Origin of the sequence: Cryobacterium gelidum, from assembly GCF_004403985.1 — a bacterium.
GTDB classification, from domain to species: Bacteria; Actinomycetota; Actinomycetes; order Actinomycetales; family Microbacteriaceae; genus Cryobacterium; species Cryobacterium gelidum.
Map to the genome: position 1 here is coordinate 282,877 of NZ_SOHL01000013.1, position 25,086 is coordinate 307,962.

General features: G+C 66.6%; 27 protein-coding genes. 14 read left to right on the top strand and 13 right to left on the bottom strand.

What is annotated here, in order from left to right; all coding sequences use genetic code 11:
- Window positions 1-105: 105 nt before the first annotated feature.
- A complete protein-coding gene (locus E3T50_RS07655; RefSeq protein ID WP_134551291.1) occupies window positions 106-1,260 on the bottom strand; it encodes an ROK family transcriptional regulator in 1,155 nt (384 codons plus the stop codon).
- A gap of 143 nt (window positions 1,261-1,403) precedes the next feature.
- On the opposite strand from E3T50_RS07655, the gene E3T50_RS07660 reads away from it, so the two are divergent.
- Together E3T50_RS07660 and E3T50_RS07665 are read left to right on the top strand one after the other, a co-directional pair.
- Entirely contained in the window at window positions 1,404-2,408 is a 1,005-nt protein-coding gene (locus E3T50_RS07660; protein WP_134551292.1) for an aldo/keto reductase family protein, read from the top strand.
- Between the two features lie 58 nt (window positions 2,409-2,466).
- Window positions 2,467-3,312, top strand: coding sequence for an NAD-dependent epimerase/dehydratase family protein (locus E3T50_RS07665; protein ID WP_134551293.1), 846 nt, complete (start codon window positions 2,467-2,469; stop codon window positions 3,310-3,312).
- Window positions 3,313-3,410: 98 nt separating this feature from the next.
- Here the strand turns inward: E3T50_RS07665 and E3T50_RS07670 are convergent, their stop codons facing one another.
- Entirely contained in the window at window positions 3,411-4,676 is a 1,266-nt protein-coding gene (locus E3T50_RS07670; RefSeq protein ID WP_134551419.1) for an FAD-binding protein, read from the bottom strand.
- 197 nt (window positions 4,677-4,873) lie between these two features.
- Here E3T50_RS07670 and xylA point away from each other — a divergent pair, with 197 nt between their 5' ends.
- From xylA to E3T50_RS07685, 3 genes are all read left to right on the top strand, one after another.
- Window positions 4,874-6,079 carry a xylose isomerase gene (gene xylA / locus E3T50_RS07675; protein WP_134461746.1) on the top strand — a complete coding sequence of 402 codons (1,206 nt, stop codon included), beginning with the start codon at window positions 4,874-4,876 and terminating at the stop codon, window positions 6,077-6,079.
- Between the two features lie 274 nt (window positions 6,080-6,353).
- Window positions 6,354-7,241 (top strand): DsbA family protein, encoded by an 888-nt coding sequence (locus E3T50_RS07680; RefSeq protein WP_241990816.1) that lies wholly within the window; start codon window positions 6,354-6,356, stop codon window positions 7,239-7,241.
- A gap of 20 nt (window positions 7,242-7,261) precedes the next feature.
- The gene (locus E3T50_RS07685) at window positions 7,262-7,636 is read left to right on the top strand and encodes a CHY zinc finger protein (protein WP_134551294.1); all 375 of its coding nucleotides are present in this window, start codon (window positions 7,262-7,264) and stop codon (window positions 7,634-7,636) included.
- Between the two features lie 57 nt (window positions 7,637-7,693).
- Here the strand turns inward: E3T50_RS07685 and crcB are convergent, their stop codons facing one another.
- From crcB to E3T50_RS07705, 4 genes are all read right to left on the bottom strand, one after another.
- Window positions 7,694-8,074: a fluoride efflux transporter CrcB gene (gene crcB / locus E3T50_RS07690; RefSeq protein WP_134551295.1), complete on the bottom strand. Its 381-nt coding sequence runs from the start codon at window positions 8,072-8,074 to the stop codon at window positions 7,694-7,696.
- The gene (locus E3T50_RS07695) at window positions 8,071-8,523 is read right to left on the bottom strand and encodes a fluoride efflux transporter FluC (RefSeq protein ID WP_241990817.1); all 453 of its coding nucleotides are present in this window, start codon (window positions 8,521-8,523) and stop codon (window positions 8,071-8,073) included. Before E3T50_RS07695 ends, crcB begins: the two co-directional genes overlap by 4 nt.
- A 125-nt stretch (window positions 8,524-8,648) precedes the next feature.
- Complete coding sequence (locus E3T50_RS07700) at window positions 8,649-9,149, bottom strand: universal stress protein (protein ID WP_134461761.1); 501 nt, start codon at window positions 9,147-9,149, stop codon at window positions 8,649-8,651.
- A 184-nt stretch (window positions 9,150-9,333) separates the two neighbouring features.
- Window positions 9,334-9,699 carry an ArsR/SmtB family transcription factor gene (locus E3T50_RS07705; RefSeq protein ID WP_134551297.1) on the bottom strand — a complete coding sequence of 122 codons (366 nt, stop codon included), beginning with the start codon at window positions 9,697-9,699 and terminating at the stop codon, window positions 9,334-9,336.
- A 116-nt stretch (window positions 9,700-9,815) separates the two neighbouring features.
- Here E3T50_RS07705 and arsB point away from each other — a divergent pair, with 116 nt between their 5' ends.
- From arsB to E3T50_RS07725, 4 genes are read left to right on the top strand one after another with little or no spacing between them, the layout of a single operon-like run.
- On the top strand, window positions 9,816-10,925 hold the full coding sequence (arsB, locus tag E3T50_RS07710) for an ACR3 family arsenite efflux transporter (RefSeq protein ID WP_255454274.1): 1,110 nt from the start codon (window positions 9,816-9,818) through the stop codon (window positions 10,923-10,925).
- A 16-nt stretch (window positions 10,926-10,941) separates the two neighbouring features.
- A complete protein-coding gene (locus E3T50_RS07715) occupies window positions 10,942-11,355 on the top strand; it encodes an arsenate reductase ArsC (protein WP_134551299.1) in 414 nt (137 codons plus the stop codon).
- Window positions 11,356-11,366: 11 nt separating this feature from the next.
- The gene (locus E3T50_RS07720) at window positions 11,367-12,026 is read left to right on the top strand and encodes an arsenate reductase ArsC (protein ID WP_241990818.1); all 660 of its coding nucleotides are present in this window, start codon (window positions 11,367-11,369) and stop codon (window positions 12,024-12,026) included.
- Window positions 12,027-13,406: an FAD-dependent oxidoreductase gene (locus E3T50_RS07725; protein ID WP_134551301.1), complete on the top strand. Its 1,380-nt coding sequence runs from the start codon at window positions 12,027-12,029 to the stop codon at window positions 13,404-13,406.
- A gap of 41 nt (window positions 13,407-13,447) precedes the next feature.
- Here the strand turns inward: E3T50_RS07725 and E3T50_RS07730 are convergent, their stop codons facing one another.
- The 5 genes from E3T50_RS07730 to E3T50_RS07750 form a co-directional block, all read right to left on the bottom strand.
- A complete protein-coding gene (locus E3T50_RS07730) occupies window positions 13,448-13,729 on the bottom strand; it encodes a metal-sensitive transcriptional regulator (protein ID WP_134551302.1) in 282 nt (93 codons plus the stop codon).
- A gap of 1 nt (window position 13,730) precedes the next feature.
- Complete coding sequence (locus E3T50_RS07735) at window positions 13,731-14,033, bottom strand: rhodanese-like domain-containing protein (RefSeq protein ID WP_134551303.1); 303 nt, start codon at window positions 14,031-14,033, stop codon at window positions 13,731-13,733.
- Window positions 14,030-15,697: an FAD-dependent oxidoreductase gene (locus E3T50_RS07740; protein WP_134551304.1), complete on the bottom strand. Its 1,668-nt coding sequence runs from the start codon at window positions 15,695-15,697 to the stop codon at window positions 14,030-14,032. Before E3T50_RS07740 ends, E3T50_RS07735 begins: the two co-directional genes overlap by 4 nt.
- Before the next feature lie 196 nt (window positions 15,698-15,893).
- Complete coding sequence (locus E3T50_RS07745; protein ID WP_134551305.1) at window positions 15,894-18,140, bottom strand: heavy metal translocating P-type ATPase; 2,247 nt, start codon at window positions 18,138-18,140, stop codon at window positions 15,894-15,896.
- Window positions 18,140-18,364, bottom strand: coding sequence for a heavy-metal-associated domain-containing protein (locus tag E3T50_RS07750; protein WP_134461792.1), 225 nt, complete (start codon window positions 18,362-18,364; stop codon window positions 18,140-18,142). The genes E3T50_RS07745 and E3T50_RS07750 overlap by 1 nt, the downstream gene beginning before the upstream one ends.
- Before the next feature lie 136 nt (window positions 18,365-18,500).
- Between E3T50_RS07750 and E3T50_RS07755 the strand changes: the two genes are divergently transcribed.
- Together E3T50_RS07755 and E3T50_RS07760 are read left to right on the top strand one after the other, a co-directional pair.
- Window positions 18,501-18,818 (top strand): metal-sensitive transcriptional regulator, encoded by a 318-nt coding sequence (locus E3T50_RS07755; protein WP_134462231.1) that lies wholly within the window; start codon window positions 18,501-18,503, stop codon window positions 18,816-18,818.
- A gap of 90 nt (window positions 18,819-18,908) precedes the next feature.
- Window positions 18,909-19,595 carry a response regulator gene (locus E3T50_RS07760; RefSeq protein ID WP_134551306.1) on the top strand — a complete coding sequence of 229 codons (687 nt, stop codon included), beginning with the start codon at window positions 18,909-18,911 and terminating at the stop codon, window positions 19,593-19,595.
- On the opposite strand, the gene E3T50_RS07765 is transcribed toward E3T50_RS07760, so the two are convergent.
- Both E3T50_RS07765 and E3T50_RS07770 read right to left on the bottom strand, forming a co-directional pair.
- Window positions 19,495-21,276, bottom strand: a complete 1,782-nt coding sequence (locus E3T50_RS07765) for a GAF domain-containing sensor histidine kinase (RefSeq protein ID WP_134551307.1) — start codon at window positions 21,274-21,276, stop codon at window positions 19,495-19,497. The two genes, E3T50_RS07760 and E3T50_RS07765, sit on opposite strands and share 101 nt — an antisense overlap.
- Before the next feature lie 66 nt (window positions 21,277-21,342).
- Window positions 21,343-22,197: a universal stress protein gene (locus tag E3T50_RS07770; RefSeq protein WP_134551308.1), complete on the bottom strand. Its 855-nt coding sequence runs from the start codon at window positions 22,195-22,197 to the stop codon at window positions 21,343-21,345.
- Window positions 22,198-22,452: 255 nt separating this feature from the next.
- On the opposite strand from E3T50_RS07770, the gene E3T50_RS07775 reads away from it, so the two are divergent.
- From E3T50_RS07775 to E3T50_RS07785, 3 genes are all read left to right on the top strand, one after another.
- Window positions 22,453-23,508 (top strand): zinc-dependent alcohol dehydrogenase family protein, encoded by a 1,056-nt coding sequence (locus tag E3T50_RS07775; protein WP_134551309.1) that lies wholly within the window; start codon window positions 22,453-22,455, stop codon window positions 23,506-23,508.
- Between the two features lie 25 nt (window positions 23,509-23,533).
- Window positions 23,534-24,103 carry a flavodoxin family protein gene (locus E3T50_RS07780; protein WP_134551310.1) on the top strand — a complete coding sequence of 190 codons (570 nt, stop codon included), beginning with the start codon at window positions 23,534-23,536 and terminating at the stop codon, window positions 24,101-24,103.
- 109 nt (window positions 24,104-24,212) lie between these two features.
- A complete protein-coding gene (locus E3T50_RS07785; protein ID WP_166784233.1) occupies window positions 24,213-25,076 on the top strand; it encodes a universal stress protein in 864 nt (287 codons plus the stop codon).
- The last annotated feature ends 10 nt before the right edge of the window (window positions 25,077-25,086 follow it).

Consider the following 25,086-nt stretch of genomic DNA (forward strand, 5'->3'; position numbering starts at 1 on the left):
AGGCTGGGTGGCGGGCGGTGCGATTTCGGGCGACACGGCCGCGGTGACACTTCCGGCCGCCCTTACGCCAAGCGGGGAGGGATCCGCAGTATTCCCGGGATCGAACTATGGGTCGAGAAGCAGCGCTTCGAAGGCCAGCTCGGCGGCACCGATCAGGAGCAGATTCGAGCCGAGGAGAGCGGGGGCAATCCGCACCTCGTCGAACGCAGCCCCCAGCGTCAGTGCCGCCACCGCGCGGGTCAGCCGCCCCGGGTCGACCCCGTAGAGCGCGGCGAGAAAGCCGCCGAGCACGATGAGCTCTGGGTTGAGGATATTGACGGCGCCGGCCAGGGCGACGGCCAGAAAATCGAGCTGCCGATCCACTTCGGCGCGTACCGCGGGTGCGTCGGAGGCGAGCAGTGCGCGTTCGAGGGCGTCGGCATCCGTGTCACCGGCCCGCAGACCGAGCACCGCGAGGAGCGCGCCGCGGGTTACCTCGGCTTCGAGGGTGCCGGCGATACCGGCTGAGTCGGTGCGGCGGCCCGCGCTCACCCTGGTATGCCCGAATTCCCCCGCGTAGCCCGTGCGCCCGCCGGCCGCGACTCCCCCGACGACGAGGCCGCCACCGATGCCGCTCGAGCCGCCGTTGAGATAGATGAGATCGGTCATTCCCCGTCCCGCACCGAAGTGGCGTTCCGCCGTGACGCCGAGGCTCGCGTCGTTGGCGGCCACGACGGGCAGACCGGTGACCGCGGCGAGCATCTCGCAGAGGGGTTCATCGACCCAGCCGAGATGTGGGGCGTTGCGAACCAGACCATCGTGTGCACGCACCAGGCCCGGCACGGCCACACCCATTCCGATTATGGAATATTCTTCGTATTCGCGCCGCAGGTCGGTGACAATGCCCGCCGTGATGGTGACCGCCTCGGCGGCCGTCGGCGTGGTCGGCGTCGCGAAGCGGATGCTCCGATGCACGACGCCGCTGAGGGCGATGACTCCCACGGTGATCGCGTCGATTTCAGGATTCACAGCGATGGCCACAACTCGGTCGCTCGCCGCCACGATCGGGCTCGGGCGCCCGGCGAGTTTGGTGGGGGTGGGAGTTCGTTCCTCGACCAGTCCGCGTTCGACCAGTTCTCCGACCAGCGCGCCGATGGTCGACCGGTTCAAGCCGGTCAGGCGGGTCAGCTGGGCGCGCGACGCCGCGCCTTGGCGGTGCACGAGGCGCAGGATGGTCGACAGGTTGTGCCGGCGTACATCGTCATGGTTGTTGCCCTGCATGGCGTCCAGCCCTCGGCTTCCAGCTCGCTTTTTTCGGTCAAAAGTCAGGTTACCGCGCCGGATGCGCTTGATGGATGATACGTTGCCAATGTCAACAAATCATCGAGGGCGCTGACAGATAAGAGGCGCCAGACAGGGACGTCATGGAGTTTCGATATCTCGGCAACAGTGGATTGAAAGTCTCGGAGATAACCTACGGTAACTGGCTCACCCACGGGTCCCAGATCGAGAACGACACCGCGACGGCCTGTGTGCGCGCGGCCCTCGACGCCGGAATCAGCTCGTTCGACACCGCGGACGTCTACGCCAATACCGTCGCCGAACAGGTACTGGGGGATGCCCTGCGCGGTGAACGCCGACAGTCCATCGAAATCTTCACCAAGGTATTCGGCCCGACCGGCCCCAAGGGACACAACGACACCGGCCTCTCCCGCAAGCACATCCTCGAGTCGATCGACGGCTCGCTCCACCGACTGCAAACGGATTACGTCGACCTCTACCAGGCGCATCGTTACGACGTGGAGACCCCGCTCGAGGAGACGATGCAGGCCTTCGCCGATATCGTGCGTCAGGGCAAGGCCCTCTATATCGGGGTGAGCGAGTGGAACGCCGAGCAGCTGCGCGCCGGCCACACCCTGGCCCGCGAACTGGGCTTCCAGCTCATCTCCAACCAGCCGCAGTACTCGATGCTGTGGCGCGTGATCGAGTCCGAGGTGGTTCCGGCCGCCGAGGAGCTGGGCGTCTCGCAGATCGTCTGGTCCCCGATTGCGCAGGGCGTGCTCACCGGTAAGTATCTGCCGGGTCAGGCGCCCCTCGCGGGCAGCCGGGCAACGGATACCCAGGGTGGCGCCAACATGATCAAACGTTGGATGAGCGAGCCGGTACTCACCGGGGTGCAGAAATTGCGTCCGATCGCCGACGAGCTTGGCTTGACCATGGCGCAGCTCGCGCTCGCCTGGGTGCTGGCCAATAAGAACGTCGCATCCGCCATCATGGGCGCGTCCCGGCCCGAGCAGGTCGCCGACAACGTGAAGGCCGCCGGTGTGCATCTCGACGCCGACGTGCTGACACGAATCGATGCCGCCGTGCGCGACCTGGCCGAATTCGACCCGCGCAAGACCACCTCGCCCGAGCAACGCGAGGCGTGATGCGGCCGCGTCAGCATCCGCTGGTGCAATCTTTCGCTCGACCGATCAAGGAGTACTCATGAGAATCGCCGTCACCGGTGGCAGCGGCAAGCTCGGACGCAGCGTTGTCGCACGCCTGGCGAAGGAGGGCCACGCCGTCACCAACCTCGACCGCGCGGGACCTCGCGGTTCGGGATTCACCACGATCGACCTGACCGATTACGGCCAGGTCATCGACGTGATGTTCGGCATCGACGACCGCACAGACGGATTCGACGCGCTCGTGCACCTCGGGGCTATCCCGGCCCCTGGCCTGCTGCCCGATGTGGCCACGTTCCACAACAACATGCTCGCAACCTTCAACGTCTTCCAGGCCGCCCGCCGGGCCGGAATCAAGACGGTCGTCTATGCCTCGAGTGAGACGACACTCGGCCTGCCATTCGACATCGACCCGCCCTACATTCCCGTCGACGAAGAATACCCGGCCCGCCCGGAGAGCACCTATTCGCTGGTGAAGCACCTCGAGGAGCAGATGGCCATCCAGCTCGTGCGCTGGGATCCGCTGCTGAGCATCACGGCGCTGCGCTTCTCCAACGTGATGGACGAGGAGGACTACGCGGCCTTCCCCGGCTTTGACGCTGACGCCACCCTGCGCAAGTGGAACCTGTGGGGCTACATCGACGGTCGCGACGGCGCCCAGGCCGTGCTGCGGGCGCTCGAACAGGCCCAGCCAGGGTTCGAGACGTTCATCATCGCGGCCGCCGACACCGTGATGAGCCGCTCCAGCGCGAGCCTCGCCGCCGAGGTCTTCCCGAACGTCACGCTCACCAAGACGGTCGGTGAGCACGAGACCCTGCTGTCGATCGACAAGGCGAAACGGATGCTCGGCTTCGCCCCCGAGCACAGCTGGCGCGACCACGTGTAGTTCTTCACGACTGGTAGTCAACTTGGGCAGTTTCGCTCCGGACCGCCGGCATCCGCTCGCTGCTGTGACGACGGATGTCGCGGCCCGCGTGAACTGCGTCAGACCCGTACGCGCCCGAAGACCGTGCGCTCCAAAAACGCGTTGCGAAATTTCTGTGCCGGGTCGAGTCGGTCAGCGAGAGCACGGAAGTCGTTGAAGCGTCGGTAGCGGGTGGCGAGCAGCTCGGCATCCGCGTGAAACAGCTTGCCCCAATGCGGCCGAACCGCGAAGGGGGCCAGTCCCGCTTCGAGCGCCGGCAGCAACGCCTCAACGGCGGCCTGCTCGGGCTTCCAGGTGAAGTGCAGTGCCACGCCGGCCCGTTCGAAGTTCGGGCTGAGCCAGAGGTCGTCGGCCGCGATGCTGCGAACCTCGCTGACCAGCAGCAGCGGCGCGATCCGGTCGGACAGAGTGCGCATCGCCTCGATCGCCGCGACGGCATGCTCGCGCGGCACGTGGTATTCGCTCTGCAACTCCTCGCCATTGCTCGGAGTGAAGGCCATTCGAAAGTGCGCCAGACGCTCAGACCACGGCCCGGCCACACCGAGCTGCTCGGTGCAGTTGACCGCTGAGATATTGGGCAGCGGATGCCGCCCCTTTGTCGCCGGAGCTCCCCCGAAGAACTCGGATTCCCCCGCAAAATCATCGTTGCGGCTTTTCACCCAGGCCTGATCAGCCGACTCGCCTTGCCAATCCGTGAACAGGCTCACGCTGTAGGCGCTACTCATCACGGCATCAAAATTCTCCAGGACGCTGGTCCATGGCAGGTTCTCGTAGACGAACTGTCGCACGTCGAACGCCGGCTGAATATCCAGCGTGACCCGGGTGACGATGCCGAGGGCGCCCAGCGCCACGACCATGCCCGCAAAGTCAGGCGTCGAAGCCCGGCTGACCCGCAACAGTTCCCCGGAACCCGTTACGATCTCCAGGGCCGTCACTGCGGTAGCCAGACTACCGTTCTGGTCGCCGGAGCCGTGGGTTCCCGTGGCGATCGCACCCGCCACGCTGATGTGCGGCAACGAAGCCAGGTTGTGCAGGGCGTACCCCTGGCGCTCCAGCTCCACGGCAAGCGTGCCGTAGGTCGTGCCGCCAGAGACGGTCACGCTCATCGCGGCCGGGTCGATGACGATCGCGTTGTCGACCCGGCCGAGCGCCAGGAGAATGCCGGGGGAATCGGCGATCGCGTTGAAGGAGTGGCGGGAGCCGAGCGCGCGCACCTGTGAGGCCGCGGCCACGAGCTCCTGTACTTCATCGATCGATGTCGGATGCACGATCAGAGCCGCGTAGCGGTAGTTCCGAGCCCAATTGCGTTCACTCGCCTGATTCATGCCGGCCGCCTCACGAGATTTGATGTTTTGGACAACATACCAGCCCACTCAGGTCACCTTGGCACGATCGCACTCGGATTCTGGAGCTGCGTGGCTCCGACGGATTCAATGGTCCGGCTATTGACGACTGCACCCATCCCCGGTATATGTTTGAGTAACCAACAAATCATCGACGAAGCTGAATCGGAAGTACTGATATGACCCTGAGTGACGTGAGCCTGACCCCCACCCGCGACGACAAGTTCTCCTTCGGTCTCTGGACCGTCGGCTACAACGGCAGTGACCCGTTCGGCGGCCCGACGCGCCCCAAGCTCGACGTCGTCGATGCCGTGACCAATCTGGCCGAACTCGGCGCCTACGGCCTGACCTTTCACGACGATGACCTGTTCGACTTCGGTTCAACGGATGCCGCCCGCCAGTCCCAGATCGACCGCCTGAAGCAGGCGCTCGCCGACACCGGCCTGATCGTGCCGATGGTCACCACCAACCTGTTCAGCGCCCCGGTCTTCAAGGACGGCGGCTTCACCTCGAACGACCGCGCGGTACGCCGGTTCGCCCTCCGCAAGGTGCTGCGCAACATCGACCTCGCTGCCGAGCTCGGCGCCAAGACATTCGTCATGTGGGGCGGCCGCGAGGGCGCCGAGTATGACGCGGCCAAGGACATCCGTTCGGCGCTTGAGCGCTACCGCGAGGCCGTGAACCTGCTCGGTGACTACGTCACAGACAGGGGCTACGACATCCGCTTTGCCATTGAGCCCAAGCCCAACGAACCGCGCGGCGATATTCTGCTGCCGACAGTCGGCCACGCGATGGCCTTCATTGAAACCCTCGAGCGTCCCGAAATGGTCGGCGTGAACCCTGAGGTCGGGCACGAGCAGATGGCCGGGCTCAACTTCGCCGCTGGCATCGCACAGGCGCTGTACCAGGGCAAGCTGTTCCACATCGACCTCAATGGTCAGCGCGGCATCAAGTACGACCAGGACCTCGTCTTCGGCCACGGCGACCTGCAGAACGCCTTCGCGCTCGTCGACCTGCTCGAAAACGGCGGCCCGAGCGGCGGCCAGGCTTACACCGGGCCGCGCCACTTCGACTACAAGCCGAGCCGCACCGAAGACGTCGCCGGAGTGTGGACGTCGGCCGCGGCCAACATGCGCACCTACTTGCTGCTCAAGCAGCGGGCAGCGGCGTTCCGCGCGGATCCTGAGGTGCAGGCGGCCCTCGCCGCGTCGAAGGTGCCTGATCTGTCGAGCAATACCCTTGCATCCGGCGAAAGCTACGATGACCTGCTCGCCGACCGCGGTGCCTACGAAGACTTCGACACCGACGCGTACTTCGGTGGCAAGGGCTTCGGCTTCGTGCACCTGCAGCAGCTCGCCCTCGAGCACCTGCTCGGCGCGCGCTAGCCCCACGGCATGTCCAACTGGGTCTGAGCGATGCCGATCCAGGAGGACATTACCGACGAGTCGGATGCAGGTTCAATCGGCCATCAGATACTTCAGCCACCCCATCTCCACAACCGGGCCTTTTCTGACCCCCGGACGGGTGCAGGGTTCTGAGCTCTCAGCCAGCTCACAGCCGGTCGGAACCGCACGAGGAGCAACGGCCAGTAACGTCAGAGGCAGTGCGGTGCCCAGCAGCACCCGGCATCGACCCGACGAACGAATGGTGAACTTCCGCATGAGCACTTCCGGCCAGTCCCGTCCCCCGAAAAGAAGCCGACGCGAGGACGCCAGAGAACAGGCCCGCCTCATGCTCGTAGAACAGGCTAAGCGGGACAAGCGCCATCGTCTCTTTCTGCGCGGCGGAATCGGCATCGGTCTGCTCGCCGTGGTCGCCATCGTGGCCCTCGTCATCGTGAACAATGTCAACGCATCGGCGGCACCGGGGCCGGCCAACATGGCCAGCGACGGCATTCTGCTTGGCAGCGACGGCAGCACGGTCTCCGCCGCCACGACGGTCGCCCGTGGCGCCGACGCCAATCCCATCGCGACCGACCAGACCACCCTGACCGATACGGCCAACATCGTGCTGTACGTCGACTACCTCTGCCCGATCTGTGGCAATTTTGAGACCACCAACGGCGAGCAGATCACCCGCTGGGTGACCGCTGGCAATGCCACGGTCGAGATCCACCCGATCTCGATTCTCGACCGCGCGTCGTCGGGCACCAGGTACGCCACTCGCGCCGCGAACGCGGCGGCCTGCGTGGCCAACTACGACCCCGACAACTTTCTCCCCTTCAACACGGCGATGTACGCCGGTCAGCCCGCAGAGAACTCGAGCGGCCTGACGGACGCTGAATTGACCAGCCTCGCCCAGGGGGCCGGGGTGACCTCCACCGAGGTCGCCGGCTGCATCACGGATCAGACCTACGCCGGCTGGGTGAATGCTTCGACCCAACGCGCGCTCGCGGGGCCGATTCCCCACTCCGACATAGAAAAAGTCAAGGGAACGCCTACCGTGCTAGTGAACGGCGTGAGCTACACCGGCTCGTTTACCGACGCCGCCGCCTTCGAAGCGTTCGTCACCGCACAGGTGAGCAAAGCTGCCGGATCGGGCGAATAACCGCGTAGGCAGGAAACCAAATGTCGAACAGCGACGGCGCAGCACCGACGACGGGTTCCGCGCCGACCGTGTACGGGGCGGTTCTCGATGCGTCGACCCGGTGTATCCACTTTCACTCGGAGCGCGACATTGTGGCGATCAAGTTCGCCTGCTGCCGGCGGTATTATCCGTGCTTTCAGTGCCACGACGAAGCCGTGCGGCGGGAACTTTCCCCCCACACGGCCCGGCAGTGGCCGCAGGCGGAGTGGTCGGAACTCGCGATACTGTGCGGTGCCTGCCATCGCCAGCTCAGCATCACCGAGTATCGCCAGGTTGACCGCTGCCCCCACTGCGCCGCTGAGTTCAATCCCGGTTGCCGACTGCACGGTCACCTCTACTTCGACGAGTCTGACTGAGTTTCATCCCTAGACGGCTAGATTGTGGGCCCGCGGTCCGGCCGGGGCCGGGCAGCCTTAACCCAGCCCGAGCCCGGCCCAGAGGCCGAGTGCTGCAGCGACAACGGATGCCACGAGCATGCCCATTCCGTTGACGACCGCGGCCAGATACCGGTGCGCCTGGGCGAGCCGAACGGTCTCGAAGCTGGCCGTGCTGAACGTCGTGTAGCCGCCGAGCAGACCGACGCCGAGCACGAGGCTCCACTCCGGCGCGAGGAGGTGGTGCATGGCGAGGCCGGTGACGAGGCCGAGCAGCAGCGAGCCACTCACGTTGATGATCGTGGTGCCGAACGGAAACGCCCCGCCGAGCCGAGAGCACACAACGCCGTCGAGATAGAGGCGGGCGGCCGCGCCCGCGCCTCCGGCGGTGGCGATTGCCAGAAACAGCAGCGGGCTCATCTCTGCTCCCCTGCGGCGGATGCATCGCCAGCGTTCCTACCCCGGTAAAGCGCTGTGCCGATCACGATGCCGAGCCAGGTGGCGAGGCCGCCGAACAGAACCGTGCCGACCATATAGGCAAGTGCGACTCCAACGGCGCCGCCCTGCAATAGCACGACACTGTCGGTTGCGAGGGCGCTGTAGGTCGTGAAAGCACCGAGCAGACCAGTGCCGAGCAACACGCGGGCGGTACGCCGGCCATCGGCATCGAGTCCTCCGCGCCCAAGGGCCTCGAGCAGCAGGCCGAGCAGCAGGGCGCCCAGCAGGTTGATGCCGAGTGTGGTCAGCGGGAGGCGTGAGCCCGAGGCGAGATCGACCGGTGGCAGCGCGAGCTCGAGCGCGGCGCGAAGAGCTGTGCCCACGGTTCCGCCGAGAAAAACCAAGCCAAGGTAGCGCCAGCGCAGGTGCACGGGGCTCGCCGTGATGCTATCGATGGTCTACCTGCCTGTTGGATCGCGGGTGTCGTCCGTCGGAATCGCCAGCGGTGCGCGCGCCTGCCCTGGCGGGATGCTTCGCCGTGACCAGAATACATGCCCTAGTCGGTGGATGCCCACGGCAGCTCGTCGCGGAAGGCGACCGGTGCCAACGGGATGACTACGACCGGCCGGTGCTGCCGGTGCGCGAGGTGCACCGCAACAGAGCCGCCGAAGAACTCCTGGATACCAGCGCGAATGCCGGACTCACGGGTGCCCACCACGATCATCGCAGCGTCGAGCGTGTCGGCAAGGTCGGCCAGGGCCCGGGCCGGGTCGCCTGCCAGCGCGCGCGTCGACCAGGCCAGATTGCGGCGGTCGAGCAGGGTCGTCAGATGAGCCCGGAGCGCCACGTTGAACCCGTCGTCGTCCAGGTCGAGCAGGTCGGGGTCGACCGGCAGCGACACGATGCTGTTGTCGCTGAATTCATCAATGGCATACCGGCCCGGCTCGACCGTGGCGCAGACGAGCTCGGCATGAAACTGGGCCGCAAAGGCGGCGGCCTCCAGCACGATAGTGTCGGGCTGGCCCGGTGTCACCCCGACGATCACGTAGGTGCTCACGACTGACTCCTTAGCCTGACAACCCGACTCCCGGTGTGCCGCCAGCTTGGCAGCATTTCGGCCGACCGGCTAGGGGCGCCCGGTGCGAGCGTGACCGAACCGGGCGAGCCGAACCGGGCGAGCCGAACCGGGCGAGCCGAACAGCGGCTGGCCGGGATCGCCCCTGCGGCATCACCGGCAGGCGTCAGATGGCGGCGAGCACTGCGCCGACGGCGGTGAGGGAGCCGGGAACGAGGCTGTAGTACGACCAGGTTCCGCGTTTGGCACGGATCAGAAAGCCCGCTTCGACGAGCACCTTGAGGTGGTGCGAGATCGTCGGCTGGCTCAGCGTGAGCTGGTCGGTCAGGTCGCAGACGCAGGCTTCCTGGTCGGCGTGGGCGGAGACGATCGAGAGGATGCGCAGCCGCGCCGGATCGGCGAGGGCCTTGAGTGAGTGAGCGAGGGCGTCGGCGCGTTCAGCGGCGATGGCCTCGCGGGCCAGCGGGGAGGAACAGGCGGCAGCATCCGCTTGAGAGATGTCGGTCAGTGGCAGGAAATGGGCAATCGTCACGTGAACACACACTCCTTAGATTGACAATGGTCGATATATTGTTCTAGCGTAGGCATCGACAACAATCAATGTTACCGCGAGTCGCCGTAACGGGTCTGTCCCAACTTTGGAGATTCGTGAGCATTACGGCACCCGCCCCCACCCGACTCGGCGCGATCGATCGGCTGCTGCCGGTGTGGATCATCGCCGCCATGGGCCTCGGCCTGCTGCTGGCCATTTACGTGCCGGTCGTCGGCGACCTGCTGCACGCCTTCACGATCGGGTCGATCAGTGTGCCGATCGCCATCGGGCTGCTCGTCATGATGTACCCGGTGCTCGCCAAGGTTCGCTACACGGATGCCCGCGCCGTAGCCGGCGACAAGCGCCTGCTGGTCTCCTCCCTGCTGTTGAACTGGCTGGTCGGGCCGGCGCTCATGTTCGCCCTGGCCTGGATTTTTCTACCCGACCTGCCGGAATACCGCACCGGCCTCATCATCGTTGGTCTCGCCCGCTGCATCGCCATGGTGCTGATCTGGAACGACCTGGCCTGCGGCGACCGCGAAGCCGCCGCCTTTCTCGTCGCCGTGAACTCGGTGTTCCAGGTCGTCGCGTTCGGCGCGCTGGGCTGGTTCTACCTGCAGATACTTCCGGCCTGGCTCGGCCTGCCGACCACGAGCGCCGAGTTCTCGATCTGGGCGATCACCGCGAGTGTGCTGGTGTTCCTCGGCATCCCGCTGCTGGCCGGCTACCTGTCCCGCAGCATTGGCGAGGCCCGGCGCGGCCGCGAGTGGTACGAGGGGCGTTTTCTGCCGCGGGTCGGCCCCTTCGCCCTCTGGGGGCTGTTGTTCACGATCGTGATGCTGTTCGCCCTGCAAGGCCAGCAGGTCATCGACCACCCCGGTGATGTCGCGCGGATCGCGCTGCCGATGCTGGTCTACTTCGCGGTCATGTTCCTGGTCGGTTTTCTCACCGGACGCCTGCTGCGCATGACCTACGAGCGCACCACGACGCTTGCCTTCACGGCCGCCGGCAACAACTTCGAACTCGCCATCGCCGTCGCGATCGGCACCTTCGGCGCGCTCAGCGGCCAGGCCCTGGCCGGCATCGTCGGTCCGCTGATCGAGGTGCCGGCGCTCGTCGCCCTGGTCTACGTCGCGCTGTGGCTAAAGCCCCGTCTGTTTCCCGAGCGGATGCCGGCGACCGACGCGCCGACGCCGACCGCGGCATCCGCTCGCACCCTCGTCTAACCGAAAGAAGCCAAACATGACCATCGAAAAACCTTCAGTTCTCTTCGTCTGTGTGCACAACGCTGGCCGCTCGCAGATGGCCGCCGGTTTTCTGACCGCCCTGGCGCAGGGTCGCGTCGACGTGTTCTCGGCCGGGTCCGAACCCAAGGACCAGATCAACCCGGTCGCGATCGCCGCGATGGCCGAAGAGGGCATCGATATCGCGGGCAACGTGCCGAAAATTCTCACGACCGAGGCCGTCAGGCAGTCCGATGTGGTCATCACCATGGGCTGCGGCGACGCCTGCCCGATCTTTCCGGGCAAGCGTTACGAAGACTGGCAGCTCGACGACCCGGCCGGCCAGGGCATCGAGAGCGTGCGACCCATCCGTGATGAGATCAAGACGCGTATCGAGGCGCTGCTCGCCGAGATCCTGCCGGTCCAGGCCTGACCTTGACGAACGTGAGCGACCGCCGCGCGCTGCCCGGCCTCAGCTATCCCGAAGAGTCGCTCAAGCGTCTGTCCAGTGACCTCGCCGAGCGATTTCACGGCATCTTCGCTGCCGAGACGGTCGAGCGATACGTGCTCGAGTCCTATACCGGGCTGCTACGCACGTCGAGCGTGAAGGCGCACCTGACGACCCGCACGTCGAGTTTTGCCCGAGAGCGCCTTACCGCGCTCGCCCAGGCCAAGGGTGCCATTGAACACCCGGTGCCCGAGGTTCTGTTTGTGTGCGAGCAAAATGCCGGACGCTCGCAGATGGCCGCCGTGTTCACCAACGCGCTGTCCGGCGGTGCCGTGCACGTGCGGTCGGCCGGTTCGATGCCGTCCTCGGAACTCAATCCGACCGTGGTGCAGGTCATGAACGAACTTGGCCTGTCACTGAACGAGTCCTTTCCCAAACCACTCACCGACGATGTGGTGCAGGCGGCAGACATCGTGATCACCATGGGCTGCGGCGACGCCTGCCCGATCTACCCCGGAAAACGCTACGTGGACTGGGAACTCCTCGACCCGGCTGGCCAGTCGATCGATGAGGTACGTCGCATTCGCGACCAAATCAAGACGAACGTCAGCGCAATGCTGGTGGGGCTCGGTGTCGCCCCGGTTGCGGAGCACTGAGTGTCCGAGCTCCTGACCCTCTCCCTGCCGCCGCGAACCGACGACTCGAGGCTTGCGGGGCTGCCCGTGGCCATCATCGGCGCCGGGCCGGTCGGCCTGGCTGCTGCTGCCCAGCTGCAGGAACGCGGCATTGACGTCGTGATCTTCGAGGCGGGCGGCGCGGCGGGCGCGGCGGTCTCCAGCTGGGGCCACATCCGTTTGTTCACACCCTGGGAGTACCTCATTGATGCGGCGAGCGCTCGCCTGCTCACCCGTGCCGGCTGGCAGGCGCCTGCCGACCTCACGGCTCTGCCGCTCGGACGCGACCTGGTCGAACGGTACCTTGTGCCGCTCGCCGCGACGCCGGAGCTGGCCGGTCGCATCCGCTTCAACTCGACCGTCGTCGCGGTCAGTCGTCAGGGCATGGATCGCAGTCGCTCGACGAACCGTGCCGGTACACCGTTCGTACTGCGGGTGCACACGGATGTCGGCACCCTCGATTACGAGGCCCGCGCCGTCATCGACGCATCCGGCACGCACGGCACGCCAAACGGCCTCGTCGCCTCTGGACTGGATCCCCTGCACGCTGACGAGGTGCGCGGCAGTATCCTGCCAGCCCTGCCCGACGTGCTCGGCGCCGATCGGGCCCGGTTCACTGGCCGTCACACGCTCGTGGTCGGCGCCGGACACTCGGCAGCGAACACCCTGATCGACCTGGCGCGGCTCGCCGACGACGAACCCGACACCACCATCACCTGGGCCATTCGCGCGGCGAGCCCGGAGCGGGTATTTGGGTCGGAACAGGATGAGCTCGCCGCCCGCGGTTCTCTCGGCGCCCGCGTCCAGGCGCTGGTCGAGCTCGGACGGATCACCCTGGTCGACCGGTTTGAAATCGACGACGTGCAGCGCTCGACCGATGGTCGCGTCGCGGTCGTGGGGCGTCGCCTTGGCCTTGGCTCGCCCGACGACGGTGGCCCCGCGCCGGTCGAAGCGGGCGGCCGCGTGCGCGTTGACACCATCGTCGTAGACCTGGTTGTGACGGCCACCGGGTTCCGGCCCGATCTTGTGCCGCTGAGGGAGATTCGCCTCTCGCTCGACGAGATCGTCGAGGCGCCGCGATTGCTGGCTCCGCTGATCGATCCGAACCTGCATAGTTGCGGAACCGTACCTGCCCATGGCGTCGACGTGCTCACCCACCCCGAGCCCAATTTCTACATTGCCGGAATGAAGAGCTTCGGGCGGGCACCGACATTCCTGCTCGCCACCGGGTACGAGCAGGTGCGTTCAATCGCCGACGAGCTTGCCGGAAATTGGCAGGCCGCTCGCACGGTTGCGCTCGTGCTGCCCGAGACCGGCGTCTGTTCCACCGGCGGCACCGACGCCGGTTCCTGCTGCGCCTAAACCCGCGGCCAGGCCCGGCGCGCGAATGCCCCGTCAGGGCGCTATGCGAGTGTCAGGAACAATTTCTCAAGCTCAGCCACCGTGAGCGAGTTCTCGTTGTCGGGATTCTCCAGGCAGTCGCGCATCGCGGTCGACACGATGACGAAGCCGGCCTTGTCGAGAGCGCTCGACACGGCCGCGAGCTGAGTGACGACGTCGCGGCAGTTGCCGCCGCCCTCCACCGCGGCGATCACCGCGTTCAGCTGCCCCTGCGCGCGGCGCAGCCGGTTGAGAAGTTTCTTCTGCTCGGCGGCCCGGGTGTCCGCGACGGGTTCGATCCCCATCTCAGGCTCCCTGCTCGGTGGGAAGCCCGGCCCGCTGCCAGGCAGTGGTGCCGCCGGCAATGTTGATGGCGTCGTGGCCCGTCGCAGCCAGGTACTCGGTCACCTGCGCGCTGCGTCCGCCGATGGCGCAGATGACGTGCACCGGCACATCCGCTGGAATCTCGCTTATTCGTGCGACGACCTCGCTCATCGGAATGTGCGTCACTCCGGGCACGTGGGCGGCTTCGTACTCCCACAGTTCGCGCACATCGATCACGACGGGCTCGGCGAGCGCGGACAGCTCGGTAACGGTGATCTCCTTCATGCAAGGACCCTTTCAGCAGTGGGGGGAACAATAATGCTAGACGTTCCAGCAAGCCAGGTGCGATAGCCGCCGTCGAGATTGCGCACGTCGAATCCGTGCTGGGTGAGAATACGAGCGGCGGTGTGCCCGCGCTGGCCAACCTGGCAGTGCACGATCAGCGGCACCCGCGGCAGTTCGTCTTGCCGCGCGCGCAGGTCGTCGAGCGATACGTTGAGCGCTCCGGGAATGCTGCCCGCAGCGAATTCGCCCGCGGAGCGCACGTCGACGAGCACGGCGCCATTCGTGCGGGCCGCATCCAGCTCGTGCCACTGCAGACTCTGGCTCGCACCCTGCGCGAGGTTGTCGGCGACGTAGCCGAGCTGGTTGATCGGGTCTTTCGCCGAGGCGTACTGCGGTGCGTAGGCGAGTTCGAGACGCGTCAAAGCGGAGGCGCTCAGCCCGGCCGCCATCGCGACCGCCAGCACGTCGATGCGCTTGTCCACCCCCGCACCACCCACGATCTGCGCGCCGAGGATGGCGTCGGTCTCGGCGTCGATGAGCAGTTTGATGGACATCCCCTGCGCGCCGGGATAGTAGCCGGCGTGGTTGGCGGGGTGGGTGTGCGCGATGCGATGGGCACGCCCAGCGGCGACGAGGCGCTTCTCGTTCCAGCCGACCAGTGCCACGGTCAGGCCGAAGATTCCGACGATTCCGGTGCCGAGGGCCGGGGTGGCCTGCTCGGGGGTGCCGGCGATGCTGTCGGCGACGGAGCGCCCGTGGCGGTTGGCGAGGCCGGCCATGGTGACGAGCGCGCCGGAGCCGTCGACGGCATCCGTTTTCTCCACGCCGTCGCCGACCGCGAAGATGAGCGGGTCGCTCGTGGCCTGGGTGCCGTCAACCCAGATGCCACCGTTCTCGCCGATTCTGAGGCCGGCCCGCTCAGCGAGGGTCAGGTCGGGGCGCACGCCGCTCGCGTCGATCACCAGGTCGGCGGGCACGGTCGTGCCGTCACTGAGTGTCACGACGCCGGGGGCGGAGGCGCTGCTGACGGTCGTGCTCAGTCGCACGTCGACGCCGCGTTCGCGCAGCCGGTCGAGCACCGGCGCGGCCATTTCCGCATCGAGGGGGGTGAAAATCTGGGGTCCACGCTGCACGAGCGTAACGTGCACGCCGCGGAGCACGAGGTTCTCGACGGCTTCGAGGCCGATGAATCCGCCGCCGATGACCACAGCGGATGCCGCGCCCTTACTCGCCAGCACCGCGGTGATGTGGTCGACGTCGTCGACCGTGCGCAGTGTGTGGGTGGGAATCGTGCCGTCCTCGGACGCACCGGAGCGGGCGGTGGCGCCGGCGGCGAGCACGAGGCGATCGTAGCCCTCCACCGTTTCGGCGCCGGTGAGCAGATTGCGCACCGAGACGGTCTGGGCGACGCGGTCGATCCGCACGACCTCGGTATCGATGCGCACGTCGAGCCCGAAGCGGCTACCGAGGGATTCCGGGGTCTGCAACAGCAGGTCGTCGCGATCACGGATGACTCCCCCCACGAAATACGGCAGACCGCAGTTCGCAAACGACACGTAGTGCCCGCGCTCGAACACGATGATCTCGGCCGCCTCGTCGAGTCGGCGCAACCTGGTCGCCGCTGACATTCCGCCCGCAACCCCGCCCACGATGATGATTTTCACGTTTACCTCCGTCGTCAGGATACCCTAGAGGGTATACGCGCGCAAACGCAGAGCCGCGGCGGCATCCGCATTGTTGGCGGCAGCAGCAGCAGCAGCTTGCTCCGGGCCCACCTTGTGCAACCGGGCGCACTTTCTATCGTGCGCCCGACAACCTAACGTGCGCCCGGCTCCGCAAGCCCGCGAACTGAGGTGCGCGTCAGGGGGTCGGCAGCGCTCGGAACCCACGCAGGCGCAGGCTGTTGGTCACCACGAAGACAGACGACAGGGCCATCGCGGCGCCCGCGATGAGTGGATTGAGCAGTCCGGCCATCGCGAGCGGAATCGCCGCGACGTTGTAGGCGAAGGCCCAGAACAGGTTGGCCTTGATCGTCGTCAGGGTGCGGCGAGACAGCCGGATGGCATCCGCTGCTGCGAGCAAATCGCTCCGCATGAGGGTGAGGTCGCTCGCTTCGATGGCCACGTCGGTACCCGTACCCATGGCAATGCCCAGGTCGGCCGTGGCGAGAGCGACCGCATCGTTCACGCCGTCCCCGACCATGGCGACCACGCGCCCCTGCGACTGCAGCTCGCGAATAACCCGAGCCTTGCCTTCGGGTAGCACCCCCGCGGTGACGTCGGTGATGCCGACCTCGGCCGCGACACTCTCCGCCACGGCGAAATTGTCGCCGGTGACGAGCATGGGCGTCAGGCCCATCGCACGAAACTGAGCGATCGCACCGGCACTCGTGGGCTTGATCGTGTCGCCAACCGTGATTATTCCGCGCACCTTGCCCTCCCAGGCGACCATCACGGCCGTCCTGCCGCGCGTCTCGGCGGTGCTCATCATGGCCTGCAACTCGGTCGGCACGGTCAGGCTCCACCGCTCGATGAGCCACGCCGGTCGACCGACCAGAATCTGTCGCCCACCCACCGTCGCCTGCACTCCGAGCCCCTGCTCCGATAGAAACGCCGACGCGTCGGGCAACGCTCCCAGCCGGTCGCGGGCACCCGCGGTGATGGCGCGCGCGATCGGGTGCTCCGACCCGCTCTCTGCCGCCCCCGCCAGCAGCAGGAGCTCGTTTTCATCGCCACACTCGTGCACGTCGACGTTCGAGAGCGTCATACGCCCGGTGGTGACCGTGCCGGTCTTGTCGAGAACGATCGTGTCGACGCGGCGCGTGGATTCCAGAACCTGCGGTCCCTTGATCAGAATGCCGAGTTGGGCACCACGCCCGGTCCCCACCAGCAACGCGGTCGGCGTGGCCAGCCCGAGCGCGCATGGGCAGGCAATGATAAGCGTCGCCACGGCTGCGGTGAACGCCATCGCAGCGCCCGCGCCGACCAGCAGCCAGCCGACCAGAGTGGCCAGGGCCAGCCCGATCACGATCGGCACGAACACGCCGGAGACCCGATCGGCCAGGCGCTGCACCTCGGCCTTGCCGGTCTGCGCCTGCTCCACCAGCCGGCCGATGTGGGCCAGCTCGGTATCGGCGCCGACCTGCGTCGCCCGCACCACGAGGCGCCCGCCGGAATTCAGGGTGGCGCCCACAACGCTGTCGCCGGGCCCAACCTCGATCGGCACCGATTCGCCGGTGAGCAGGCTCGCATCGATAGCGGATGACCCATCAACGATCACCCCGTCGGTCGCGACCTTTTCCCCCGGTCGCACGACAAACTGGTCGCCGGCCACGAGCAGCGCGGTGCTGATGCGACTCTCCACGCCGTCTCGCAACAGCGTGGTCTCCTTCGCGCCGAGTTCGAGCAGTGCCTGCAGTGCCGCGCCGGAGTTGCGCTTGGCCCGCGCTTCCGCGTAGCGACCGGCCAGAATAAACACAGTGACAGCGGATGCCACCTCGAGATAGATCTCGTCGGTGCCGCTTCCCGGGGTGGCCGAGAAGGTGAAGCTCATGGTCATGCCGGCCATTCCGGCCATGCCGAAGAACAGGGCGTAGAGCGACCAGCCGAGGGCGGCGAGCACGCCGACGCTGACCAGGGTGTCCATGGTCGCGGCTCCGTGGCGGGCGTTCACCCAGGCTGCGCGGTGGAATGGCCAGGCACCCCAGGTGGCGACGGGGGCCGCGAGGGTCAGGGCCAGCCACTGCCAGTTGTCGAACTGCAGCACGGGAATCATCGACAGGGCGGCGACCGGCAGGGTCAGCGCGGCTGACAACAGCAGACGTTGGCGCAGGGCCGACACCTCCAGCTCGGCGGCGTCGGGCACGCTGGAGTTCGGCGGAGTCGGCAGCGGCTGTACGGCCGTGTAACCGGTGGCTTCGATGGTCTTGATGGCATCGTCGACACTCGTGCCGGCGGGCACGAAGACGCTCGCCTTTTCGGTGGCGTAGTTGACCGTGGCGGCGACCCCGGGCATCCGGTTGAGTTTCTTCTCGATGCGGGCCGCACAGGAGGTGCAGGTCATCCCCCCGACGAGGAGATCGACCTGCTGGCCGAGGTCTGAGGTCATCAGGCCGCGGCGACCAGCTGGTAGCCCGCCTCCTCGACGGCTGCGGCGACCAGGGCGCGGTCCAACGTGTCGGCACTCGTGACGGTGACCTGCGAGGTGCCACCCTTGACCAGTTCCACGGTGACGTTTTCGGCACCCGCGATGAGGCCGATCTCTTCGGTCACGCTCGCGACGCAGTGGCCGCAGGTCATTCCGTCAACGCCGTAGGCGGTCGTGGTGCTCATGGTGGTACCTCACTGTCTTCTACCCTCGAATGGGCCTTCCTTCGAGCATACCCCTTGGGGGTACTGATCCCCTACTATACCCCGAGGGGGTACAGTAGGAAACGGGGGATTCATGAGCGACGCAGAGGACATTGTCATGCACGAGTCAGACCCGGCCGAGACCCACGACGGCCCACACGGCTACATCTCGAACAAGGACGCCTACCTGAAACGCCTGCGCCGCATCGAGGGCCAAGCCCGCGGGCTGCAGGGCATGGTCACCGACGACAAGTACTGCATCGACATTTTGACCCAGATCTCAGCCATGACGAGCGCTCTCGAATCGGTTGCTCTCGGCCTGCTCGACGACCACCTCAACCACTGCGTGTTACACGCGGCCATGGCCGGTGGCACCGAAGCCGAGGCCAAGCTGCAGGAGGCATCGGCGGCCATCGCCCGGCTGGTGCGGTCCTGAAGACCGGACCTTTGGCCCTAGTCGCCGGTCACGGACGCACGCGACACTGAGAATACGTAAAGCCTGCGTGCTCATTCGGGAAGGACCACCATGAACCCGCCGCACAGCGCGCCCCCGACGACAATGGAGGCGACCGCTGCCGACGCCATTCGCGTCTTCATTCTCGACGACCATGAACTGGTGCGCCGCGGCCTGCGTGAACTTCTCGAGGGTGAAGGTTTCAACGTCGTCGCCGACAGCGGCCTCGCAGCGGAAGCCACCGTCATGATTTTGCAGCTTCGCCCCGATGTGGCCATTCTCGACGCCCGCCTGCCCGACGGCACGGGCATCGAGGTCTGCCGCGACGTACGTTCGGTCAACCCCACCCAGCAGTGCCTCATCCTCACCAGCTACGACGACGAGCAGGCGCTGCGCGGTGCGGTGCTGGCGGGTGCGGCCGGCTACGTGTTGAAGGAGATTCGCAGTACCGACCTGCTCGGCAAGATCCAGCGCGCGGCCGCTGGGGAATCCCTGTTCGATCCGACGCTCAAGGCGAGCATCATCGCCGGGCTGGCCGATCCGCAAGACGCCCGGCTCGCCTCACTCACCGCCCAGGAACGCAAAGTTCTCGACCTGATCGGCGACGGCCTGACCAACCGTGAAATCGGTAAGACCATGTTTCTGGCCGAGAAAACGGTCAAGAACTACGTGTCGTCGATGCTGGCGAAGCTGGATTTTCAGCGCCGAACCCAGGCTGCCGTGTACGTCGCGAAACGTGGAGACGAACACCCACGGTAACCTCCGGCACCGGCACCGACCAGCGCAACCGCGTTCCCTCGCCCAAAACGCTGCGCACCGAGAACTTTCCGCCGAGCAGCGTCGCGCGCTCCTTGAGGTTGTCGAGGCCGCTGCGCCGGATGGGTTTAATGAACCCGCAGCCGTTGTCGGCGATGACAAGTTTGATGCGATCAGTGTCGGCGTCGACCGAGATGTCGATCGCGCTCGCCTGGGAATGCCGCGCAGCATTGCTGAGCCCCTCCGAGATGACCGCGAGCAGGCTGCTGCTCAGGTCATCAGCGAGCGGCGCGTCGATCGGCCCTGACAAGCGGATGCGCGGCGCATACGACAGACTCGCCGCGCCCTCCTTGATCACGGTCAGAATGCGGCTGCTGAGCGTGCCGGTGTCCTGCGCCATGCCGCGCAGCGAATAGATCGTGTCGCGCAACTCGCGGATGGTGTCATCGAGCTCGGTGGTGACGGCGTTGATGCGGTCGAGCGCTACGGAATCGTTGGTGAACCGTCGCAAACTCTGTATGCTCAGCCCGGCGGCGAATAGCCGCTGAATGACCAGGTCGTGCAGGTCGCGGGCGATGCGGTCGCGGTCACCGAGCACGGCCTGCTCTTCGCGCATGCGATGCACCGAGGCCAGTTCCAGGGCGAGCGACACCTGGGTACCGAATACCGCGCTCATCTCCACATCGGTGAGGCTGTATCCAGTGGATGCGGGTGCGCGCGACAGCAAGATGACTCCCTGCCCGTCGCCGGCCGGGCCCAGGGCAGCAATGAGCGTGGAACCCAACTGCGACCACTGGGCAGCCGAGCCGGGCGCGGTATCCGCGCTCTGCAGGGGCGGGCGGGCGAGTGTGACGGACCGGCCGGTAGCCTGCAGCTCGCGCAGAACGCCGGGCTGCAGCAGTACGGTCGCGCCGACCAGCGCCGCGGCGGTCGTGGCAGCTGCAGTGCCAGCAATGCCAGCAGTGCTGGTGCCGGCCGCGGCCGCACAGTAGAGGCTGTCGTCGGTGGGAAACCCGATCACGGCCAGTTCGGCGCCCGACGCCGCGAGTACCCGCTGAACGACGAGATTGAGACCGTCGCCGTCCCCGTCGACCGGTCGCAGCAGGTCGCGGCCCATCGCAGCGACCGCTTCGAGCCAACCTGAGCGGGCACGGGACTCATCGTAGAGACGAGCGTTCTCGATCGTGACGCCGGCAGCCGCGGCGAGCGCGACGGCCAGTTCCTGGTCTTCGTCCGTGAAGTCGCCGCCACCTTCTTTCTCGGTGAGATAAAGGTTGCCGAAGACCGTGTCGCGCACCCGCACCGGAACGCCGAGAAACGACTTCATCGGCAGGTGATGTGCGGGAAAGCCGAAGGAGTCCGGGTGATCGTGCAGATCGTGCAGGCGAAGGGGATGGGGTTCGCGAATGAGCAGGCCGAGCACGCCGTGCCCGACCGGCAGGGCGCCGATCTGACGAATCGTCTCCTGGTCAAAGCCCACGGTGACGAAGTGGCTGAGTGCCTGGTCGGGGCCGATCACGCCGAGGGCGCCGAAACGGGCCTGCACGAGCTGGCAGGCCGCCGTGACGACGCGTTCGAGCACCGCTTCGAGGCTGAGGTCTTCAGCCACCGATACGACAGCGTCGAGCAGGCCGCGCATGCGTTCCTGGGTGAGGGCAAGTTCGGTGGCGGTCTGATCCGTCATCGTCCTCCCCCACCCTCAGCGTGCCATCTGGTGTTCTCACCTTGGCACGACTGGGTGGTGATGACCCTACTTCCGGCTGGTTCTGGTGACAATCGTCGGGCAGGTGATGTGCAGTAGCACCTCGTGGCTGACCGAACCCATCAGCAGGCGCTGCAGCGAGCCCCGGCCCCGGCTGCCGACCACCAGCATCTGGGCATGCTGGGCCGCGGCGACGAGCGCGCGGGCTGGCGATTCGTCGGTCTCGAGAACCTGATGCACCACGAGGTCGGGGTAACGCGCGGTGAGACCGGCCACGGATTGGGCGAGCACGACGCGTTCTTCGTCCATGCGCTCGGTCACGGCGTCGGCCGGAATTCTGCGCAGCACACGACGGTTCGGCAGGTGTACCGCGTAAAGGGCGTACAAATCCTGGCCGGTGCGGTCGGCCTCGGCGGCGGCGAACGTCACTGCGGCGATCGAATCGGCCGACCCGTCGACGCCGACGTAGATGCCGGAGCGCACGGTTTCGGGCAACGAGGGGATAACGGCGACGGGACAGGCAGCCAGCGCGGCAATCTGCAGGCTCACGCTGCCAAACAATTCGCCCTCAACCCGGCCCTTGCGGTCTGTGCCCACAACGATGAGGTCGGCGTCTTTGGACAGCTCGCTGAGCACGCGCGGGGCGCTGCCGGTGCGAAGGTCGGTGCGGGTGGCCACGGCGGGGGCCAGAGTTGCGGCGCGGGCTCCGGCCTCGGTGAGCAGTTTCTTCTCGGCGTCGAGAATGGAGTCGTAGTAGCCGTAGCCGTCGGCCAGCCAGGTTTCGTACACGGTGTGCACGAGGGTCACCGCGCTTTTGACGCTGTCGGCCCGGGCCATGGCCCAGGCGAGGGCGGTCTCGCCGGCAGCCGATTCGTCGATGCCGACCACAATCATCCGGTTCATTGCTCTACCTCGATCTGAATCAGTGGTCGCAGCAGTGGAGTCCCCCGCTACGGGTGAGGAGCTGCTGCCCCATCGCCTTGACGCCATCCTGTCAGCCGACAGCGCGAACGCCTAGGGCCGGAAGTCCCGATTAGGTGCCCAATCCGCGGTCTCGGCCCAACGGGACTTTTGGCCCTAGTCGCACCGGCCCGCCGGTCGTATCGTACTTGTGACGGGCCGCTTGCCCGCCCACATTCGCGAATCAAGGAGATGCCCGTGAAGGCACTGGTGTACGGCGGCCCCGGTCTGAAGAGCTGGACCGATGTTCCCGATCCGACCCTGCAGAAGTCGACCGATGCGATCGTGCGGGTGGACACCACCACGATCTGCGGCACCGACCTGCATATTCTCAAGGGCGACGTTCCCGCCGTCACGGTCGGGCGCATCCTGGGCCACGAAGGTGTCGGTACCATCACCGAGCTCGGCTCCTCCGTGAGCAACCTGAAGGTCGGCGACCGGGTCATCATCTCCTGCATCAAGAGCTGTGGCCACTGCAGCAATTGCGCAAACGGACTCTACTCGCACTGTCTGGGCGACGAGGGTGCCTCCGGCATCGGCTGGGTCTTCGGACACCTCATCGACGGCACCCAGGCTGAGTTCGTGCGCGTGCCCTACGCCGATAATTCCCTGCACAAGCTGCCCGAGGGCGTAAGTGACGACCAGGGCGTCATGCTCAGCGATATTCTGCCGACCGGTTTTGAGATCGGCGTGCAGTACGGCCGGGTCAAGCCCGGCGATGTCGTCGCTGTGATCGGCGCCGGTCCGGTCGGGCTCGCCGCTATCGCCACCGCGGGCCTGTACGGCGCCGCGACCATCATCGCGATCGATCTCGACCACAACCGCCTCGAGCGGGCCCGCGACTTCGGCGCTACCGACACGGTCGTTTCCGGTGCCGCCGACTGGAAGGAACAGGTTTTGGCACTCACCGACGGCGCGGGCGTCGACGTGGCCATCGAGGCCGTCGGCATTCCGCAGACCTTCACCATGGCCACCGAGATCGTGCGCCCGGGCGGCAACGTCGCCAACGTCGGCGTGCACGGCAAGCCGGTCGACCTGCACCTCGAAAACCTGTGGATTCAGAACATCACCATCAGCATGGGCCTGGTCAACGCCAACACCACGAAGATGCTGCTGAAGCTCGTAGCGAGCAAGAAGCTGCCGGCCGAAAAACTGGCCACGCACCACTTCAGCTTCGACCAGTTTCTCGAGGCCTACGACACTTTTGGTCGCGCGAGCGAAACCAAGGCGCTCAAGGTCATCATTTCCCGCTAGCTCTCGTCGCTCTTCTGGAGGTTCCATGCGCGCCCTGATCGTCTACGAATCGATGTACGGCAATACCCGTCTCATCGCCGAGGCGATCGGGCGTGGCCTGGCCCCCGCCGAGGTGATCCTCGTACCCACCACTCAGGCCGCGGGGGTGGACCTGTCGCAGGTCGACCTGCTCGTGGTCGGCAGCCCCACCCACGTGCACGGCATGAGTCGGCCGCGTACCCGCCAGGGCGCCATCGACGCCGCGGTCACGCCCCAGCGCACCCTTCACCTCGAAGCGGATGCCGCCGGTACCGGCGTGCGCGAATGGCTCGCGCCCCTGAGCGGGCTGGTCTGCCGCGCTGCGGCGTTTGACACCCGGCAGGAGGGTCCGATCCTGCTGACCGGGCACGCGGCCAAGAGCATTGGCAAGGACCTGCTCGAAGCGGGCGCCGATCTCGTCGCCGACGCAATGAGTTTTCTGGTGACCAAGAGCACGGTTCTGGTGCCGGGTGAGGTGCGCCGCGCCGAAGCCTGGGGCGCCATGCTCCTCAAGCAGGTGACAGCCCCGCCGCGGCATCCGCCGGTCGACACGGGATTAATCACAATCGCGACGTGACTTAAGGCCCTACTCCGGCGCGCCGGCCGCGGCTAGCGTGAAGAACAATCGTTACTGACGGTCGCGACATTTCCACTCGCTGCCCGGCACCACAGAAGGGATGGAGCTCATGATGCACACGCTCACACGGAGCCAGACGGTAGTCGCCTGGGATGGGTCGGAACCGGCCAGGGCTGCCCTGGCTTGGTCGCTCGCCCGTGCCGCCGGCGGCGACTTCACCCTGGTGCGTGTGCTTGACCGTACGGTATCGACGGCCGACTACTTCACGGAGGAATCCACCACCGTGCGTGCTCGCGAGGTCTTGAAGGATGATGCCGACCGGGTGAGCGCTCAGTATCCGACTCTCACCGTGCACGCCGATCTGCGCTCCGGCGACCCGATCACCGAACTGCGGGCGTTGAGCGCACCTGACACCCTGGTCGTGGTCGGAACGCACCGCCGCCGCGGCTCTACCCTGCGTTACGAATGGTCGATGGGGGCCAGGCTGGCCGGTTCGGCCAACGGACCGATCGCGATCATTCCGGAGAGTGATGACACACACCACACCGGTATCGTGGTCGGCGTCGACGGTTCGGCGGCGTCGAACGCTGCCGTGGACTTCGCCGCTGCCGAGGCGGATCGCACCGGTCAGGAACTGCACGCGATCCACGCCTGGCAGGAACCGCTGGTCTGGCGCGATACGACCGAACCCGACGGACGCTTTCTGCAGACGCTCGAGACCTCGCATCGGCACGTCCTCGACCAGTCGCTGCTCGCCATCTCCCGGCGCTATCCAGCGCTCGACATTCGCGCCTCGCTCGTGCGCGGCGCCCCGCAATCGGCGCTGCTCGACGCCGCCCGTGGGGCAGCGCTGCTCGTCGTCGGCGACCACGGGCTCACCGCGGTGTCGAAAGTGCTGCTCGGTTCGGTGAGCCACTCGATCGTGCTGAACCTTCAGTCGCCGATGGTGGTCATCCCGGCCCCGTCCGACTAACGAGTCTGCC

Excerpts from the sequence above, each read along its gene's own strand:
- E3T50_RS07785 (WP_166784233.1), top strand. The coding sequence starts at position 24,213 with ATGATGCACACGCTCACACGGAGCCAGACGGTAGTCGCCTGGGATGGG.
- E3T50_RS07670 (WP_134551419.1), bottom strand. The coding sequence starts at position 4,676 with ATGAATCAGGCGAGTGAACGCAATTGGGCTCGGAACTACCGCTACGCG.
- E3T50_RS07735 (WP_134551303.1), bottom strand. The coding sequence starts at position 14,033 with ATGAAGGAGATCACCGTTACCGAGCTGTCCGCGCTCGCCGAGCCCGTC.
- E3T50_RS07760 (WP_134551306.1), top strand. The coding sequence starts at position 18,909 with ATGAACCCGCCGCACAGCGCGCCCCCGACGACAATGGAGGCGACCGCT.
- E3T50_RS07780 (WP_134551310.1), top strand. The coding sequence starts at position 23,534 with ATGCGCGCCCTGATCGTCTACGAATCGATGTACGGCAATACCCGTCTC.
- crcB (WP_134551295.1), bottom strand. The coding sequence starts at position 8,074 with ATGAGCCCGCTGCTGTTTCTGGCAATCGCCACCGCCGGAGGCGCGGGC.
- E3T50_RS07715 (WP_134551299.1), top strand. The coding sequence starts at position 10,942 with ATGACCATCGAAAAACCTTCAGTTCTCTTCGTCTGTGTGCACAACGCT.
- E3T50_RS07680 (WP_241990816.1), top strand. The coding sequence starts at position 6,354 with ATGAGCACTTCCGGCCAGTCCCGTCCCCCGAAAAGAAGCCGACGCGAG.
- E3T50_RS07755 (WP_134462231.1), top strand. The coding sequence starts at position 18,501 with ATGCACGAGTCAGACCCGGCCGAGACCCACGACGGCCCACACGGCTAC.
- xylA (WP_134461746.1), top strand. The coding sequence starts at position 4,874 with ATGACCCTGAGTGACGTGAGCCTGACCCCCACCCGCGACGACAAGTTC.
- E3T50_RS07730 (WP_134551302.1), bottom strand. The coding sequence starts at position 13,729 with ATGGGGATCGAACCCGTCGCGGACACCCGGGCCGCCGAGCAGAAGAAA.
- E3T50_RS07655 (WP_134551291.1), bottom strand. The coding sequence starts at position 1,260 with ATGCAGGGCAACAACCATGACGATGTACGCCGGCACAACCTGTCGACC.
- E3T50_RS07660 (WP_134551292.1), top strand. The coding sequence starts at position 1,404 with ATGGAGTTTCGATATCTCGGCAACAGTGGATTGAAAGTCTCGGAGATA.
- E3T50_RS07750 (WP_134461792.1), bottom strand. The coding sequence starts at position 18,364 with ATGAGCACCACGACCGCCTACGGCGTTGACGGAATGACCTGCGGCCAC.
- E3T50_RS07765 (WP_134551307.1), bottom strand. The coding sequence starts at position 21,276 with ATGACGGATCAGACCGCCACCGAACTTGCCCTCACCCAGGAACGCATG.
- E3T50_RS07770 (WP_134551308.1), bottom strand. The coding sequence starts at position 22,197 with ATGAACCGGATGATTGTGGTCGGCATCGACGAATCGGCTGCCGGCGAG.
- E3T50_RS07665 (WP_134551293.1), top strand. The coding sequence starts at position 2,467 with ATGAGAATCGCCGTCACCGGTGGCAGCGGCAAGCTCGGACGCAGCGTT.
- E3T50_RS07745 (WP_134551305.1), bottom strand. The coding sequence starts at position 18,140 with ATGACCTCAGACCTCGGCCAGCAGGTCGATCTCCTCGTCGGGGGGATG.
- E3T50_RS07685 (WP_134551294.1), top strand. The coding sequence starts at position 7,262 with ATGTCGAACAGCGACGGCGCAGCACCGACGACGGGTTCCGCGCCGACC.